Source organism: Halanaerobium salsuginis, from assembly GCF_900114545.1.
GTDB classification, from domain to species: domain Bacteria; phylum Bacillota; class Halanaerobiia; order Halanaerobiales; family Halanaerobiaceae; genus Halanaerobium; species Halanaerobium salsuginis.
Window position 1 is genome coordinate 1 of the sequence record NZ_FOTI01000054.1, and the last position, 17635, is coordinate 17635.

16 protein-coding genes, 1 tRNA gene and 2 rRNA genes are annotated in these 17635 nt (G+C 34.3%); all 19 read right to left on the reverse strand.

What is annotated here, in order from left to right; all coding sequences use genetic code 11:
- A partial coding sequence (gene tuf, locus BMZ74_RS12745) for an elongation factor Tu (protein WP_089862383.1) occupies positions 1-1193 on the reverse strand: 1193 nt, incomplete at its 3' end.
- A 157-nt stretch (positions 1194-1350) separates the two neighbouring features.
- Positions 1351-2004, reverse strand: a complete 654-nt coding sequence (gene sigH / locus BMZ74_RS12750; RefSeq protein ID WP_177181449.1) for an RNA polymerase sporulation sigma factor SigH — start codon at positions 2002-2004, stop codon at positions 1351-1353.
- Between the two features lie 75 nt (positions 2005-2079).
- Positions 2080-2808, reverse strand: a complete 729-nt coding sequence (rlmB, locus tag BMZ74_RS12755; RefSeq protein ID WP_089862601.1) for a 23S rRNA (guanosine(2251)-2'-O)-methyltransferase RlmB — start codon at positions 2806-2808, stop codon at positions 2080-2082.
- A 19-nt stretch (positions 2809-2827) separates the two neighbouring features.
- A complete protein-coding gene (cysS, locus tag BMZ74_RS12760) occupies positions 2828-4270 on the reverse strand; it encodes a cysteine--tRNA ligase (RefSeq protein WP_089862602.1) in 1443 nt (480 codons plus the stop codon).
- Positions 4271-4391: 121 nt separating this feature from the next.
- Complete coding sequence (gene gltX / locus BMZ74_RS12765) at positions 4392-5861, reverse strand: glutamate--tRNA ligase (protein ID WP_089862603.1); 1470 nt, start codon at positions 5859-5861, stop codon at positions 4392-4394.
- Between the two features lie 104 nt (positions 5862-5965).
- On the reverse strand, positions 5966-6757 hold the full coding sequence (locus BMZ74_RS12770) for a HutP family protein (protein WP_089862604.1): 792 nt from the start codon (positions 6755-6757) through the stop codon (positions 5966-5968).
- Positions 6711-7277, reverse strand: coding sequence for a 2-C-methyl-D-erythritol 2,4-cyclodiphosphate synthase (ispF, locus tag BMZ74_RS12775; protein ID WP_089862605.1), 567 nt, complete (start codon positions 7275-7277; stop codon positions 6711-6713). Before ispF ends, BMZ74_RS12770 begins: the two co-directional genes overlap by 47 nt.
- A complete protein-coding gene (gene ispD, locus BMZ74_RS12780) occupies positions 7278-7961 on the reverse strand; it encodes a 2-C-methyl-D-erythritol 4-phosphate cytidylyltransferase (protein WP_089862606.1) in 684 nt (227 codons plus the stop codon).
- Positions 7962-7985: 24 nt separating this feature from the next.
- The gene (locus BMZ74_RS12785) at positions 7986-9071 is read right to left on the reverse strand and encodes a PIN/TRAM domain-containing protein (RefSeq protein ID WP_089862607.1); all 1086 of its coding nucleotides are present in this window, start codon (positions 9069-9071) and stop codon (positions 7986-7988) included.
- Positions 9072-9115: 44 nt separating this feature from the next.
- Positions 9116-9604: a CarD family transcriptional regulator gene (locus BMZ74_RS12790; RefSeq protein ID WP_089862608.1), complete on the reverse strand. Its 489-nt coding sequence runs from the start codon at positions 9602-9604 to the stop codon at positions 9116-9118.
- Positions 9605-9724: 120 nt separating this feature from the next.
- Positions 9725-10804, reverse strand: coding sequence for a DNA integrity scanning diadenylate cyclase DisA (gene disA, locus BMZ74_RS12795; protein WP_089862609.1), 1080 nt, complete (start codon positions 10802-10804; stop codon positions 9725-9727).
- Positions 10805-10911: 107 nt separating this feature from the next.
- Positions 10912-12279 carry a DNA repair protein RadA gene (radA, locus tag BMZ74_RS12800; protein ID WP_089862610.1) on the reverse strand — a complete coding sequence of 456 codons (1368 nt, stop codon included), beginning with the start codon at positions 12277-12279 and terminating at the stop codon, positions 10912-10914.
- Positions 12280-12408: 129 nt separating this feature from the next.
- A complete protein-coding gene (locus tag BMZ74_RS12805) occupies positions 12409-14829 on the reverse strand; it encodes an ATP-dependent Clp protease ATP-binding subunit (RefSeq protein ID WP_089862611.1) in 2421 nt (806 codons plus the stop codon).
- A 14-nt stretch (positions 14830-14843) separates the two neighbouring features.
- Positions 14844-15869 (reverse strand): protein arginine kinase, encoded by a 1026-nt coding sequence (locus tag BMZ74_RS12810; RefSeq protein WP_089862612.1) that lies wholly within the window; start codon positions 15867-15869, stop codon positions 14844-14846.
- Complete coding sequence (locus BMZ74_RS12815) at positions 15862-16416, reverse strand: UvrB/UvrC motif-containing protein (protein ID WP_089862613.1); 555 nt, start codon at positions 16414-16416, stop codon at positions 15862-15864. Before BMZ74_RS12815 ends, BMZ74_RS12810 begins: the two co-directional genes overlap by 8 nt.
- 3 nt (positions 16417-16419) lie before the next feature.
- Complete coding sequence (locus BMZ74_RS12820) at positions 16420-16887, reverse strand: CtsR family transcriptional regulator (RefSeq protein ID WP_089862614.1); 468 nt, start codon at positions 16885-16887, stop codon at positions 16420-16422.
- A 331-nt stretch (positions 16888-17218) separates the two neighbouring features.
- Positions 17219-17294 (reverse strand) — tRNA-Asn (locus BMZ74_RS12825).
- A gap of 14 nt (positions 17295-17308) precedes the next feature.
- Positions 17309-17425 (reverse strand): 5S ribosomal RNA (gene rrf / locus BMZ74_RS12830).
- A gap of 34 nt (positions 17426-17459) precedes the next feature.
- A 23S ribosomal RNA gene (locus BMZ74_RS12835) occupies positions 17460-17635 on the reverse strand; the annotation flags it as partial.

Here is a 17635-nt window from a genome sequence, read left to right on the forward strand (position 1 = left end):
TACTCAATAATTTCAGTAACAACTCCAGCTCCAACTGTATGTCCACCTTCACGAATTGCAAAACGTAATCCTTCTTCCATTGCAATCGGAGTTATCAATTCGCCAGACATTTCAATGTTATCTCCTGGCATTACCATTTCTACTCCTTCTGGTAAATGAATTGATCCTGTTACATCTGTTGTACGGAAGTAAAACTGAGGTCTGTATCCATCAAAAAATGGTGTGTGTCTTCCACCTTCATCTTTACTTAATACATATACCTCTGCATTAAACTTTGTGTGAGGTGTTATACTGCCTGGTTTTGATAATACCTGGCCTCTTTCTATATCTTCTCTTTTTACACCTCTTAATAATGCTCCAATGTTATCTCCTGCTACTGCTTCGTCTAACAGTTTACGGAACATTTCTACTCCTGTTACTACTGTTGTTGTTGTATCTTTTATTCCTACTAGCTCTACTTCATCTGATGGATGTAATGTTCCTCTTTCTACACGACCTGTTGCTACTGTTCCACGTCCTGTAATTGAGAATACATCTTCTACTGGCATCAAGAATGGTTTGTCTGTATCTCTTTCTGGTTCTGGAATATAACTATCTACTGCTTCCATAAGTTCGATAATCTTACTTCCCCATTCTCCTTCAGGATCTCCATTTTCCAGTGCTTTTAATGCTGATCCTACTATTACTGGAATATCGTCTCCTGGAAATTCATATTCGCTTAATAATTCTCTTACTTCCATCTCTACCAGTTCGATTAATTCTTCATCGTCTACCATATCTGCTTTATTTAAAAAGACTACGATTGATGGTACTCCTACCTGTCTTGCTAAAAGAATATGCTCTCTTGTTTGAGGCATTGGACCATCTGCTGCTGATACTACCAGAATTGCTCCATCCATTTGAGCTGCTCCTGTGATCATATTTTTTACATAGTCAGCATGTCCCGGGCAATCTACGTGAGCATAATGTCTTGTTTCTGTTTCATACTCTACGTGAGAGGTTGCTATTGTTATTCCTCTTTCTCTTTCTTCAGGTGCATTATCTATTGTATCAAACGCCCTTACTTCTGCCCCTCCATAATTTGCTAATACTGTTGTTATTGCTGCTGTCAGTGTTGTTTTTCCATGGTCAACATGGCCTATGGTTCCTATGTTAACATGGGGTTTTGTTCTTTCAAATTTTGCTTTTGCCATTTTTCTTCCTCCTTAAAATTTTATAATTCCTTATGTAGCCTTCAGGAACACTAATCCACAAAAAAGGCCTGGCGGCTGCAGGCCGAAATCCAGCACTATAGGTGCCGGTTCTATTTATTTGAAATTAGAAGTTTTAACAATTTTTGAAAATTCAGCATTAAATATTGTGTTTTTCTAAAAAAACTTCTAATTTTCTCTTAACTCTCTGTAAAGCATTATCAACTGATTTAACATGTTTATCCAGTGCTTCAGCAATTTTTTGATATGACTTACCATCTAGATATTCTTGTAAAACATCAAACTCCAGATCACTTAGCATAGAAGAAATCTCGCTTTCAATTAAATCATAAGTCTCATTACTAATGAATAAAGCCTCCGGATTAGATAATTTACCACCCTTTAAAACATCCAATAAAGTCCGATCTGACTCTTCATCATAAATAGGTTTATTCAAAGAAATATAGGTATTTAGAGGTTGGTGTTTCTGGCGAGTAGCTGCTTTTATTGCTGTTATAATCTGGCGGGTAATACATAATTCTGCAAAAGCACGAAAAGAAGCCAGCCTTTCAATTTTATAATCTCTAACTGCTTTATAAAGGCCAATCATTCCTTCCTGCACTATATCTTCCCTGTCAGCTCCAACCAGGAAATAAGAGCGCGATTTAGCAAGTACAAAATTCTTATAACGTCTGATCAAAGTCTCTTGAGCTTCCATGTCCCCCTGATGAACCAATTCAACCAGTTCATCATCAGACATCTGTTTATACTCTTCGAAACTGATATCCTCAAAATCAAGTTCATGAGCATTCATCTTCAACCAGAATCCCCTCCCTTATCCATTACACTACTATTATACTTGCTAGAAAAACTTTCGTCAAGAAATATCTCATCCCTGTTGGCGGAAAATTTCATAGATAATTATAGCTGCTGCTACAGAAGCATTTAATGACCCTAATTGCCCACGCATCGGTATCTTAACTAAGAAATCACAATTCTCTCTAACCAACCTTCTCAAGCCACTTCCCTCACTACCTATTACCAGACCAAGTGACCCAGTTAGATCAGCCTGGAAATGGGTTTGTTCAGCAGCGATATCTGCCCCTGCTATCCAATAATTGGCTGCTTTCAGATCTTTAATTGCATAATTTAAATTAGTAACTTTAACAAGAGGAATATGTTCAGCTGCTCCAGCAGCTGATTTAAGTACAACTGGTGTAACATCAACTGCTCTCCGATCTTGATAAATAACAGCATCTGCTCCTGCTGCATAAGCAGTCCTAATAATAGCTCCAAAATTGTGAGGATCCTTTATCTCGTCTAAGATAATTATTAAAGAATCTGATTCTTTTTGCTCTTTAATTGCTATTATATCAGACAAATCATATTCTCTCAGCGAATCAGCTTCAGCAATAACTCCCTGATGGGCATGTGATTTAGCACTAGCAGTTAATTTATCTGCTTCCATTCTAGTTATAGGAACATTCTTCTCCTCAGCTAGTTTTAGTATTTGAGCAATACTATCACCACTAGCACCTGATTGCAGAAAAATACGATGAATTTTTCTTGGTCCACGTAAAGCTTCATAAACTGGATTTCTACCTTCTATTCTTGGCATTTTAAAACCCCCTTTCTATTTATTCAATATCAAACTCCCAATCTGGCCCATGGGGAGTATCTTTTATCTCTATTTTAAGCTCTTTTAAACGATCTCTAATTAAGTCCGCTAATTCCCAATTCTTTTCAGAACGGGCAGTTTCTCTTACTTCTAATAACAATGAAATAAGCGGAGTTGTTAATCTTTCATCAATATTTACTGCATTTTCAACTTCAAATTTCAACCCTAAAATCTCTGCTAATTCAAGCATAACTTCTTCAGCTTTTTCTAAAATAGTAAAGTTAGATTCTGTTAATTTAAACTCATTAGAATTAAGATATTTATTTATTTCACCAGCAAAATCATGTAAAACTCCAATTGCTTCAGCAGTATTAAAATCATCTGACATTGCTGATTTAAAATCTGTCTGTTTTAAAGCTGGTATTTTAGCAAACTCATTATCTAAATTTGTCAGAGGAGCTTTCTCAATATCAAGTTCCAATATTTTAGCAAGCAGCTGTCTGGCATTAACTAAACGCTGTAAGGAATTAGCCGCTTCTGCAAGTCTTTCATATGAAAAATCAATAGGACTATGATAATGTCTTGTTAAAAGAAAATAACGAATTTCCTGGCCAGAAAATTCTTTAAGAACTTCCCGACTGGTAAAAAAGTTACCCTGTGATTTTGACATTTTTTCACCACTCAAATTAACTGTACCATTATGCAGCCAATAATTAACAAACTTACGTCCACTATATGCTTCAGACTGAGCAATTTCATTCTCATGATGAGGAAAAATCAAATCAACTCCTCCGCCATGAATATCAAAAGTAGCTCCCAGACGCTTCATTGACATAGCAGAACATTCGATATGCCATCCAGGCCAACCTTCTCCCCAGGGACTTGGCCACCCCTTTTCCGATTCAACCTTTTTCCAGAGAGCAAAGTCAAGTGGATTATGTTTATCCTGATTAACTGCAATTCTTGCCCCAGCCTGCATTTCTGCTAAAGTTCTTCCAGAAAGTTTTCCATAACCAGCAAAACTTTCCACACTAAAATAAACGTTACCATTCTTTTCATAAGCAAAACCCTTTTTAATTAAAGTACTTACCATCTCAATTATCTGATCAATATTTTCGCTAACTTTTAGATATTTGTCAGCTGGTTTAACATTAAATTGTTGAATATCTGTTAAAAAAGCGGCTGAATATTTAGCTGCTAAATCGGCAGGGGAAAGTTCTTCCTCTTTCGCTCTTTTAACTATTTTTTCATTAATATCAGTAAAATTTGAAATGTAATCAACTTGATAACCAAGATACTCTAAATATCTTCTAATAACATCATAGTTAATAGCGCTTCTCATATGACCAATATGCGAGTAATTCTGCACAGTTAACCCACAGACATACATTTTCACCTTTCCTGGCTCGACTGGCTTAAATTCTTCTTTTTGACCTGTTAAAGTATTATATACTTTTAGCATTTGTTCACTCCTTTCTCTAATTTACACTTTTTTTCTAAATAGATTTAACAATTTAATTGTTTTAAAAAAGAGCCTTCTCTTTTACTGAGAGAAGACTCCTATTTAATCTAGGTAATATTATTTATTTTGCCATTTCAAGCGCAGAATCTAGCCGCTTAGCAACTTCATCAGCCCCAAAAATAGAAATAACACTTGTCATTTCAGGTCCAGATCCTTTTCCAGTAATGGCCAATCTAGTTGGATGATAAATCGTTCTACCACCCACATCGAGTTCCTTTTTCAATTCTTTAAAAATTTCTCCAACTGTTTCATTTGTAAGCTGATCTTTTGCGTAAAGTTTCTGCTTCAAAGTGCTAAAAACTAGCTTAACATCTTCGCCAGCAAACTCTGCAGCCGCTTCAGCTGGATTATCAAAACTACGCTCAGTTAAAAACAGTTCAGCTTCTGCCGGTATTTGAGCTAGATAGTCAACATTTGTCCTGACTTCGTCAATTATTCGGGCCAGATGGTCATGCTGAGAAGTAATTTCTGCTTCACTAACCAGATTTGCCTCAATTAGAAAAGGAATAGAAAGCTCAACAATTCTATCAAGTTCAGCTGCTCTAATATATTTACCATTCATCCAGTTTAATTTTTCTCTATCAAAAACAGCTCCACTTTTATTAACATCTGCAATCTCAAATCTTGCCATAATTTCATCTTTACTCAAAATTTCCTCTTCATCACCAGTTGACCAACCAAGCAGAGCCATGAAATTAAATAATGCCTCTGGAAGATAGCCCTGTTCTCTAAATTCACCAATATAAACCGAATCTTTACCTCTTTTTTTCAACTTAGCTTTATTTTCATCAAGAATTAGCGGCAAATGGGCAAATTTTGGCAGTTCAAAACCAAGTGCTTTATAAATTAAAATTTGTTTCGGAGTATTAGAAATATGATCCTCACCTCGAATAACATGAGTGATTTTCATTAAAGCATCATCAATCACTACTGCAAAATTATAAGTAGGCATACCATCAGATTTAAAGATGATAAAATCATCAAGTACAGAAGTACTAAAAGTCATATTTCCTCTAATCATATCTTCAACTACTACATCTTTTTCTTCTGCTGGCAACTTGAATCTAAGTACCGGTGTTCTACCTGCTGCCTCAAACTCTTTTTGTTCTGCTTCAGTTAAATTACGGCACGAGCCATCATAACGAGGCATTTTATCATTAGCTTTAGCTTTAGCTCTCATATCTTCTAATTCTGCTTGAGTACAATAGCATTTATAGGCATAACCGGATTCTAATAGTTGCTCAGCATATTTTTGATAAATATCAAGCCGTTCAGTTTGACGATAAGGGCCATATTCACCACCAATACCTACACCTTCATCAGCGTCAAGGCCAAGCCAGTCCATTTCTCTAATTATAATATCTTCAAATTCTTTAGTTGAACGTGCCTGGTCAGTATCTTCGATTCTTAATACTAATTCCCCACCTTTTTTCTTGGCTACCAGCCAGTTAAATAATGCTGTTCGCATATTACCAACATGTATTTTACCAGTAGGACTGGGGGGGAAACGCAGTCTTATTTTATTACTCATAAGCTTATAATTCCTCCTAGTATTTAAACAATAATTCTACTTTCATTTTTAGTTCATTATTTTTCTTATTTTAAAATATAAATTCTTAAATTTCAAGTTCAAATTTAAATAACACTTGTACCAACAGTCAACTGCTCAGGTCCATCCACAAGCGCATGACCAAATTTACCAAAAATAGCCACTGAGATATGTCCTTCTCCCCGAACTACAGCTATTTTAAATCCACCACCAAGGCCTGGATTTATTAAATCAAGCTGACTATAAGCATCTTTAACTGCATTGGAGACAGCCATTTTCTCACGAGAATTTTCACTAATTACTCCCCGCGCAATAGCAGCTACAGTTGTACTCTCTCTTAATTTTATTGGTAACTTTTCTGCACTAGCTCCAGTCTGGGTAATAGCACCGCGGTAGCCATAGCCTTCTATCTTTTTAAGCCAATATTCTTCATAATCACGACTTCTGGTCATTGAAAGATAGATAGCAGAACTTTCTGGAGTAATTGTTTTTTTCTCCATTTCCATTTCTTCTTCTTCATCTCTTAAATAACCATATACTATATCTTCTGAAGTAACTATACCAACTAACTGCTGATTATCACTAAAAACTGGCAAGCCTCCAATGTGATTATCGGAAAGTTTTTTAGCAGCTTGCTGAACAGTACTGTTCTCATTTATTACAATTAAACTATCTGACATAAAGTCACTGATTGGAGCCTCCAAATTTTTCTCTGAAATAATATCTCCATCGGTTAGCATTCCAATTAATTTATCATTTTCCACAACTAGCAAACGTCCAATTTTATTAATCGAAAGCATTTTCTCAGCTTCCAGAATACTTGCTTCCGGACTAATTGTGATTGGATCTGCTGTCATGATACTTTTTACTAACATCATATATACTCCCTTCCATGTCTAAAAACTCAAAAAACTGCCACAGTTTCTGCTCAACTACACTTATAACAGCATAAGCTGCTATTCCTTCTCTCCGGCCAGTAAAACCCATCGTTTCATTTGTTGTAGCCTTCAAGTTTATAGATTCCGGCTTAATTTTCAAATGATTCGCAAGACTCTTTACAATTTTAGTGCGATACGGTTTTAGTTTAGGATATTCTGCAATTATAACTAAGTCACAATTATTTACCAGGTAATTTTTCTTGCTAACAAGTTCCATTACATGATCCAGTAAAATAAGACTGCTAACACCTTTATATTGGGGATCAGTATCCGGGAAATGGCTACCTATATCACCAGCCCCAATTGCTCCCAATAAGGCATCCATTAAAGCATGGGTAAGCACATCAGCATCTGAGTGACCTAATAAACCTAATTCAGATTCTATTCTAATTCCACCCAGAATAAGTTCTCTTTCTTCTACTAAACGATGACTGTCATAAGCAAAACCAACTTTAAACAATTATACTCTCTCCTTTAAAACTAATTCGGCTGGTTTCAAATCATCCGGAGTTGTTATCTTAAAATTATTATAATCTCCCTCGACTATATAAACTTTCCCTCCGCATTTTTCAACCAATGAAGCATCATCAAGTGCTTTTTTTGCCTGACAACGACTATGAGCATTTTTAATCAACTCTAAGCTAAATGCCTGAGGAGTCTGAATAGACCTCAGCTGACTTCTTTCTAGAGTTGACTCTGCAAAAGATTCATTAACAACTTTAATTGTATCTTTTACTTTCACCCCACAGCTAACTGCATTGTATACTTGTACAGCCTGATAAACCTTATCTATCAATTCAACTGTTACTAAAGGCCTTGCGCCATCATGTATTATAACATAATTAATCTGCTTACTAAAGGAATTTAAACCATTATTGACAGATTCCTTACGGCTTTTACCACCGGCAACTAAGTTCAAGCTTGTATTTTCAGGAAAGAGAGGCAATAAATTTTTTTTAAAATATTCAATTTCCGCTGGTTTCAAAATAACTATTATTTCTGTTGCTACCTGCCACTTTAAAAAAGGAATAATGGTATGATAAAGAATCTCTTTACCAGCTAATTTTAAAAACTGCTTATTAATTCCTTTTCCCATTCTACTACCACTACCTGCAGCAGCAATTAAAACACCAACTTTAGCCATTATCAAAATCATCCTTTTTTAAAATTAGTTTGTTTTTGGACGAGCAAAAATCATTCTACCAGCAGCTGTCTGCAAAATACTGGTTACAAGGACTTGTATATCATCTCCCATGTATTTTACACCTTCTTCAATTACAATCATTGTACCATCATCAAGGTAAGCTACACCTTGACCATTTTCCTTGCCTTCTTTAATAACTTTAACATCCATCTCCTCACCAGGCAATACAACTGGTTTAACAGCATTGGCCAGCTCATTAATATTTAATACTCTAACTCCCTGTAACTCAGCAACTTTATTAAGATTATAATCATTGGTTAAGACCTGACCTTCAATTAACTGTGCCAATTTAACCAGCTTGCTATCTACTTCAGATATTTCTTCAAAATCTTGTTGGGTTATTTCGACTTCTATCTTAGAATCATTCTGCATTTGACGCAAAATGTCAAGACCACGACGGCCACGATTTCTTTTTAAATCATCAGCAGAGTCAGCAATATGCTGTAGCTCTTCTAAAACAAATTCGGGAATTATAAAACTACCTTCAATAAAGCCAGTTTTGCAAATATCAAAAATTCTCCCATCAATAATAACACTTGTATCAAGAATCTTATCACTACCTATTTTAGAGAGCTGTTGATAATCAATTTTTTTTCTACTCCCAGAGAAAATGAAGGCAGCGAGCTCTTTTTCTTTATGTACAGCAAGGACAAAACCAATATAGGTGAATGTGATGTTAATTAAGATTTGCAATGGCATCCCAATTCGGGGGATTTTTGCAATAGAAAATACATAATTAATAATAATTCCTGTAATTAAACCAATGATTAATCCCAACACATCAATCAAAATCTTCTTCCAGGTTATCTCTTTTACCTTGAATTCAAAATTCATAATAAAACTCAGTGATTTATCAAATAAATAATAGAGCAAAAAATAGCCTAGTAAAATGCCAAAAATCACAGCTGAAAACTGTGTTGTTAAAAAGAAGCCTTTTATATTATGCAAGTTAAATTCATAATCACTAGCTAGACCAATTATATCAATTAAGTGAAAGAAAATAACCCCACCAAAAATAGCAAATATTATTCTCATTAATCTTTTTAACACCTCTTCACCTCCTCTCTTCTGCTTGGATTTGACTAAACTCATTTTTATTCTTCTTCAAGTATAAATAGACCATCCATCTTTTCAGAAATTTCTTCTTCGTTCATATCTTTAGCTAGAACAAGCTCACTAATTAAAATTTGTCTAGCATTACTTAACATTTTCTTTTCACCTGTAGAAAGACCTTTTTCACGATCTCTAATACTTAAGTTCCTGACTACTTCAGCAACTTCAAAAATATCACCTGTTTTTAATTTTTCTTGATTAGCTCGAAAACGACGATTCCAATTTTGAGACATCTTACTTTTTTCTCCATCTAATAATTCAAAAACTTCATTAGCTTTTGCCTCAGAAATAACATCTCTAATCCCGATTTTATCTATTTTATCAACTGGAATCATTACTTTCATTTCTCCAATCGGAAGCTGCATTATATAGTATTCTTTTTTTTCATCAAGAATAGTTTTTGTCTCTATACCAACAATTGTTCCTGCTCCATGATTTGGATAAACTACTTTGTCACCAATTTTATACATTTTATCCACTCCTCTTTTGTGAAAGCAATAAAAATCCACCTTATAATTATATCATTTAAAAAAGCGGCAGTCAATTTGCGCTGATTTTCCTGATCTTAGTTATTTGAGTAAATATAATAGTTAAATATGTCTATCCAGCAAAACTTGATCTCTTAAACGCCTCAGACCATCTTTAATCGCCTGAGCTCTAACTTCCCCAATTCCATCTACATCATCAAGTTCATTCACAGATGCTCTAATAATAGATTGCAAATTACCAAATTGTTCTACCAGATTTTCGATAACTGGCATAGGCAGGCGAGGGATTTTGCGTAAAATACGATAACCACGTGGTGACACAGTTTCATCAAGAGCATTAACACTACCACGATATCCAAGTGCTTTACTAATAGTATTTAAAGTTAATATTTCTCCAGAAGACCAGTCAGTTAGACTTTCTAGAACTTCTTCAGGATCAGAAGCATCTTCTTCCAACTCTTGAGAAATATAATCTTCGATTAGCAAAACTCCTTCTTCTTTAACATTATTAACAAGTTCTTCCAGCTGCATTTTAATTAAACGACCTTCAGAACCAAGTTCAGAAATATACTTTTCTATTTCCCGCTGGATTTTTAATACCATCTCTGTCCGCTGAATTACTGTAACCACATCTGAAAGCGTAACAAGATCTTCAAACTCAAGTGCACTAAGATTAGTCAGTGCCTGATCAAAAACTGAACGGTATTTTTCCAGAGTTTGAACAGCTTGATTAGCTTTAACAAGTACAACCCTTATATCTTCTAAAATATGTTTAGAATCACCCTTATAAATGGTAATAATTGAACGCCGCTGAGAAATCGCAATCACCAGTTCCCCTGTTTGTCTGGCTACTCGCTCAGCAGTTTTATGTCTGGTACCTGTTTCCGAAGATTTAACAGTTGGATCTGGAATTAATTGAGCATTAGCAAAAAGAATATTCTCCGCCTGTTGATCAAGCACTATTGCACCATCCATTTTGGCAAGTTCATATAATTTAGCTGGTGAAATTAAAGTTCCAATTTTAAAACCATCGTTAACTAAATCAAGAACATCTTCTTTGTCACTTACTACAATAAGTCCACCAGTTTGAGCTCTCAATATATTTTCCAATCCATCTCTAAAAACAGTTCCTGGCGCTAGAATTTTTAAAATATCAAGTAATTTTTCATCTATTTCTTCCATTACTTCACCTCTTTTCTTTTTAATATTCTAATTATTTTTCATAAAAACCTTATTGATAAGAGAATAACTTAGCAAAATAGTTATTTAGCTGTTTAATTATTTATAACTTAATTTTTCCCTAAAACAAGTTTGATAAACTCAGCTATATTAGTGACTCCATCGATTGCTAGTTCTGGGTCAAAAGCAAGATTTTTAGCATTACCAGCCGGTACAATAATTTTTTTAAAACCAAGTTTTTTTAATTCGCTAATTCTCTTTTCTATCTGCCCAACAGCCCTTACTTCACCTGAAAGTCCAACTTCTCCAATTACAGCTGTTTTATTATCTAGAGAATAATCACGATAGCTGGAAATTACAGCAGCAATAATTGCCAGATCAAGCCCTGGCTCTTCGACTCTAATCCCCCCAGTAATATTAACATTAACATCCTGATCCTTAAAATTAACTCCCAGCCTTTTTTCCAGAACAGCTAATAATAAAGAAACCCGCTTATAATCAACACCATTTGCCAACCGCTGTGGTGCAGCAAATGCTGCTGATGTAACTAAAGCCTGTACTTCAACTAAAATAACCCGGCTTCCTTCCAGAGCAGGTGTAATAATCGATCCAGAAACATTATCTGGTCTTTCATTAATAAAAAAACTTGAAGGATTTGCAACAGCTTGAATTCCATTTTCCTTCATTTCAAAAACACCAATTTCGTTTGTAGACCCAAAGCGATTCTTCCGTGAACGAAGCATCCGATACATATGATAATTATCTCCTTCAAATTGCAAAACTGTATCGACAAGATGCTCCAGAACTCTGGGGCCAGCTAGTTCACCTTCTTTAGTGACATGACCAATTAATACAATTGGAATTGCTAATGTTTTTGCAAGTTTTAATAAGCGATTAGTCACTTCCTTAATTTGAGTTAAATTACCTGGCGCAGCTTCTAATTCTGGAATATGAACTGTTTGAATAGAATCTACTACTATTAATGAATAATCATTATTTTTAAGCAGATGATTTTCCAGAACCAAATAATCTGTTTCTGCCAGTATATTTAAGCGCGGATTCAGGCAGTCAAGCCTTTCTGCTCTCATTTTAACTTGGGGAGCAGATTCTTCCCCAGAAAGATACAGAGTTTTTCCATATTTTTGACTAAAAAGAGAAGCCACCTGAAGTATTAGGGTTGATTTACCAATACCAGGGGCTCCACCAAGTAAAACTAGAGAACCAGAAACAATACCTCCACCAAGTACTCTATCTAATTCTTTGATATCAGTTTTATAGCGCTGCCGATTACTTGAAGTAACTTCAGTAATTGGCAGCGGTTTATTATCCACTCGTTCTCTTATATTTTCTTTTTTAGAATCTGTTTCAGTTATCTCTTCAAAACTGTCCCAGGATCCACAATTAGAGCATTTGCCCATCCAATTAATAGATTTATAACCACATTCCTGGCAGAGATAATATTTTTTAGTTTTTGCCATTTTTTTTTAACTCCTGTTGATGCAGTATAAATATAGATAAATTAATAACATTTATTATGAATATTTGTTAATAATTATATCATTTTTTACAGCATTTTACAAGAAAAAGCAACAGCATTAAACGCTTAACTAAACAACTTCAAAAGTGAATTCATCATCAGCAACATCTACTTTGATCTTACTTTGGTTTTGTAATTCTTTATCAAGAATTTTAATTGAAAGTTTATTTTCCAGCTGACGTTGAATAGTTCTTCTTAAAGGACGTGCTCCAAATTCAGAATCATAGCCATCATCAGCAAGTTTATTTTTAGCAGCTTCTGTAATCTTAATTTCAATATCTTTATCTGCTAAACGTTCTCTTAAATCATCAAGCATTAAATCAACAATTGCTTTAATATGCTCTTTATTCAAGGAATGGAAAACAATGATCTCATCAAGTCTATTTAAAAATTCTGGCCGGAATGTTTTCCTTAACTTAGACATAACATTATCTTTCATATTTTGATAATCCACATCATCATCAGATTCAGTTTTAAAGCCAAGCTTAGATTGTTTTTCAATAAAATCTGCTCCAACATTGGAAGTCATAATAACAATTGTATTTTTAAAATCAACTTTTCTACCATGGGTATCTGTCAGAACTCCATCTTCAAGAATCTGTAATAAAACATTAAATACATCAGGATGTGCTTTTTCAATTTCATCAAATAAAATTACAGAATATGGTCTTCTTCTAACAGGTTCAGTTAGCTGCCCTCCCTCATCATGACCAACATAACCAGGAGGTGATCCAACTAATCTAGAAACAGAATGTTTTTCCATATATTCCGACATATCGACTCTAATCATAGCATCTTCATCATTAAACATTGTTTCTGCCAGAGTCTTGGCTAATTCTGTTTTCCCAACTCCAGTTGGCCCCAGAAAAATAAATGAACCAATTGGTCGTTTAGGATCTTTTAATCCCGCTCTGGCCCGACGCACAGCTTCAGAAACTGCCTTAATTGCTTCTTCCTGGCCTATCACTCTTTTATGCAATTCTTCTTCTAATCTTAATAATCTTTCAGTTTCAGCCTCTTCTAATTTAGTAACAGGAATACCAGTCCAGCTGGAAACAATTTCTGCAATATCTTCTGTTGTAACTACAGCTTCTTTTCTACCTTTTTCATCTTCCCAACTACTTTTTAATTCTTCTAATTCTTTTTTTAGTTCTTTCTCCCGATCCCTCATCCGGGCTGCTTTTTCAAATTCTTGATTTTTAACAGCTGCTTCTTTCTCCTTTTCTGCTTCTTCTAGTTTATGGCTTAACTCTTTAAATTCAGGTGGCCTAGTACTGTTACTTAATCTAACTTTAGAAGCTGCCTCATCAATTAAATCAATTGCCTTATCCGGTAAAAAACGATCGGAGATATATCGGTGTGAAAGCATAACCGCATCAGCAATCGCCTGATCAGTTATTTTAACTTTATGATGGGCTTCATAAGGATCACGCAATCCTTTAAGAATTTCAATTGCTTCATCAGCAGAATTTTCCTCTACTAACACTGATTGAAACCTTCTTTCTAGTGCAGCGTCTTTTTCAATATATTTACGATATTCATCTAAAGTTGTTGCTCCTATTGCCTGCAGTTCTCCCCTGGCTAAAGCAGGTTTTAAAATATTAGCAGCATCAATTGCTCCTTCTGCAGCACCTGCTCCAACTAAAGTATGCATTTCATCAATGAAAAGAATTATATCGCCACTTTCTATTATTTCATTCATTACTGCTTTAAGACGCTGTTCAAATTCTCCCCGGTATTTTGAACCAGCAACTAAAGAACTCAAATCTAATGATACAACTCTTTTATTTAATAATAGTTCAGGTACATTTTCACTAATTATCATCTGAGCTAATCCTTCAATAATAGCAGTCTTACCAACACCAGGTTCACCAATTAAAACAGGATTGTTTTTAGTTCTACGGCTTAAAACCTGAATTACTCGATTAATTTCTTTATCACGGCCGATAACCGGATCAAGCTTATTCTCTCTGGCCATTTCTGTTAAATCTCGGCTATATTCATCTAAGTTTTTAGTCTTTCTAGCACCAGCTTTAGAACTTTTCTGCAGAGAATTTTTGCCACCTAATAAATCAACCACTTCTTCTTTTATATTAGCAATATCGCTATTTAAGTCCATTAAAATACGAACAGCAACACCCTCACCTTCTCTAATTAAACCAAGCAATAAATGTTCAGTTCCTATATAATTATGACCCATTTTGCGAGCTTCATCCATCGCTAAATTCAAAACTTTTTTACTGCGAGGGGTTAAGCCAATTGAACCTTTAACTTCAGTTTGTCCTTTGCCTATTATATCTATGATTTTACTTTCTACAACTTCTTTGCTAATTCCATTATCAATTAAAGAACGTGCAGCAATTCCCTGACCTTCAGCTATCAATCCATATAAAATGTGTTCAGTTCCAACATAACTATGTTTTAGTTTTAAAGCTTCTTGCTCAGCAATACTCAAAACTTTTCTAGCTCTCTCTGTGAATTTAGCAAACATAAATTTCACTCCCTTTACAATTTATTTCTAATTAATTCTGCTCTTTTTTTATTTAAATTATTTTGGTTTAAATCATTATTATAATTAAGATGTGCTGGTCTAATTTTAAATAAGAGTTCACTAAAAAAATTATTATCTAATTTTTCAGCAAGCAAATTACAATCCAGACCAAATTTTACTCTTGATAAATATTTTAATGCTTCAGTTTCAGAAAGTTGATAGGCATATTTTAAAATACCATAAGAACGGTTCACATTATCCTTAAGCTCTAAGAAATTATTTCTAACTAGATATTCTCTACTTTTTCTTTCTTCATTTATAATTTGAATAATTATAGCAGTCAGATTTTCAATAATTTCATGTTCACTATGTCCTAAGGTTATCTGATTTGATATCTGAAAAATTTCACCTACTGAGCCGCTACCTTCACCATAGACCCCTCTGACGGTTAAACCAAATTTGCCAACTGTTCCTAAAATATTATCAATTCTTCCGCTAATTGAAAGAGCTGGCAAATGGCACATTGCTGATACTCTAATTCCTGTTCCTACATTAGTGGGACAGCTTGTCAAATAACCCCATTTTTCTGAAAATGCATATTGTAAGCGGGCATCTATTTGATCATCTAACTGGTCAATAATTTCCCACAAATGTTCAAAAGAAAGCCCGGCGTGAAGAATCTGAATTCTTAAATGATCTTCTTCATTAACCATTAAAGAAATATGCTGGTCATTATTTAAAAATAAAGCTTTACCAGCTGGAGATAACAAATGTTCTTTGCTAATTAAATGCTCTTCCTGCAGAATATTTCTTTCATTTTCTGTTAATTCTTCCATTAAGGTAAATTTATAATCAGCAGCTAAAAAATCAAGTTTACTGCACATTTCTGACAGCAAAGCATCCTTTTCATCTTTACTACTCTGATTAGGAAATTTAAAATCATTAAAATTTCTGGCCAATCTAATCCTGGAACTCAAAATTACATCTTTTTCTGGACCTGAATCATTTAGCCAATCCTGATCAGATAAATTATTAATCATTTCCATCTGCCTCCATATTTTTTTGAAGAGCATGTATTTTATCTCTCAATTCAGCAGCTTTTTCAAAATTTTCAACTGCAACTGCTTTTTCCATAGCCGCTTTTAAATCATTAATTTCTATTACAGTTGCTTCCTGCTGTTTTAAGTAATGAACTTTTTTACCAGAATGCCTGACATTACCATGTATTCTTTTAAATAAATTATCCAGTCTCTCACTAAAAGTATTAAAACATTGGCTACAACCAAACAAACCTTTGCTGGCAAATTCTTGATAACTAAGTCCACAGCCAGGACAGACTTCAAATTCTGAACTTGACTGTCTATCCTCAAGAGTATTTTGCTGATAAAACTTAGTTTGATCAAAGCCAAAATTATTATTTAAAATACCAGCCAATAAACTCTGCACACTTAAGTCATTCTGATCAGTATTTAATTTGGCATTGTCTTTTGCACATTCTTCGCACAAATGAATTTCTTCTTTTTTACCGTTTATTATTCTGGTCAAATGGACAGCTGCTTCGTTTTGATGGCAATTATCACAAAGCATAAGCTAATCCTCCTTTACTTTAAAAATCACTTCCAGCATATTTTTTAAAATTCTACCTCGCAATATATCCCTTTCTGGAAGAGAAATATTGAGCACACTGCGATGAACAACCTTTTCCATCAAATAATATTCTCGCTCAGAAATTAAATCATTTTCATAAAGCCTCCTAATAATTCCATTTGCTTCATGCTGACTCAAAGAACCATTAAGTTTATTAATTATTTTCTGGATTACTTCCTTATTTGAATTTAATTTAACTCGAATAATTCGAATAAATCCGCCTCCACCACGCTGACTTTCAACAACATAACCTTTTTCAACAGTAAACCTTGTATCAAGTACATAATTTATTTGGGAAGGAGCACAATCAAAATTCTCTGCTAATTGATTTCTTCTTATTTTGACTTTACCTTGATATTTAGAAATTTGCCTTCTGAGATATCGTTCAATCTGGTCAGATAGACTTGACATTTCTCTCCCTCCTAACTTTGACTTATTTTGACCTTTGATTATATAATACTACATTTTAAAAAAATTTCAAGTATTTTATACTACATTAATTTACTTTAGATTAGAATAATTAAATAATAATTAGTATTCAAAGGCAGCTTAATCAAATTATCAAAATCAATTATTTTATTAATTAATCAAAAAGCTTAGCTAATACTTAAAGTTTTTAATCGCCTGCTTACAGCAAAAATATCTTTAGATAATAAAAAAAGAAGCCAATTGGCTTCTTAAAGTATCTTATAAATCAAAAAAATCATTTACCCAACAGGATAAATGATTAAAAATTTTAAAGTGGCTCCCCGAGCAAGACTCGAACTTGCGACAGGATGATTAACAGTCATCTGCTCTACCAACTGAGCTATCGGGGATTATTTCAAAAAAGGACCGGCAGTGACCTACTCTCCCACACCGTTACCAGTGCAGTACCATAGGCGCTGGAGGACTTAACTTTTGTGTTCGAAATGGGAACAAGTGTTGCCCCTCCGCTATTACCACCGGAAAGCTATACAATCAAAGATACATATAGGAAATAAATGATTAAGCCCTCGATCTATTAGTACCGGTCAGCTCAATATATTACTATACTTACACCTCCGGCCTATCTACCTTATCATCTTTAAGGGATCTTAACTCCTTAACAGAGTGGGATACCTTATCTTGAAGTCTGTTTCGCGCTTAGATGCTTTCAGCGCTTATCTTTTCCACACTT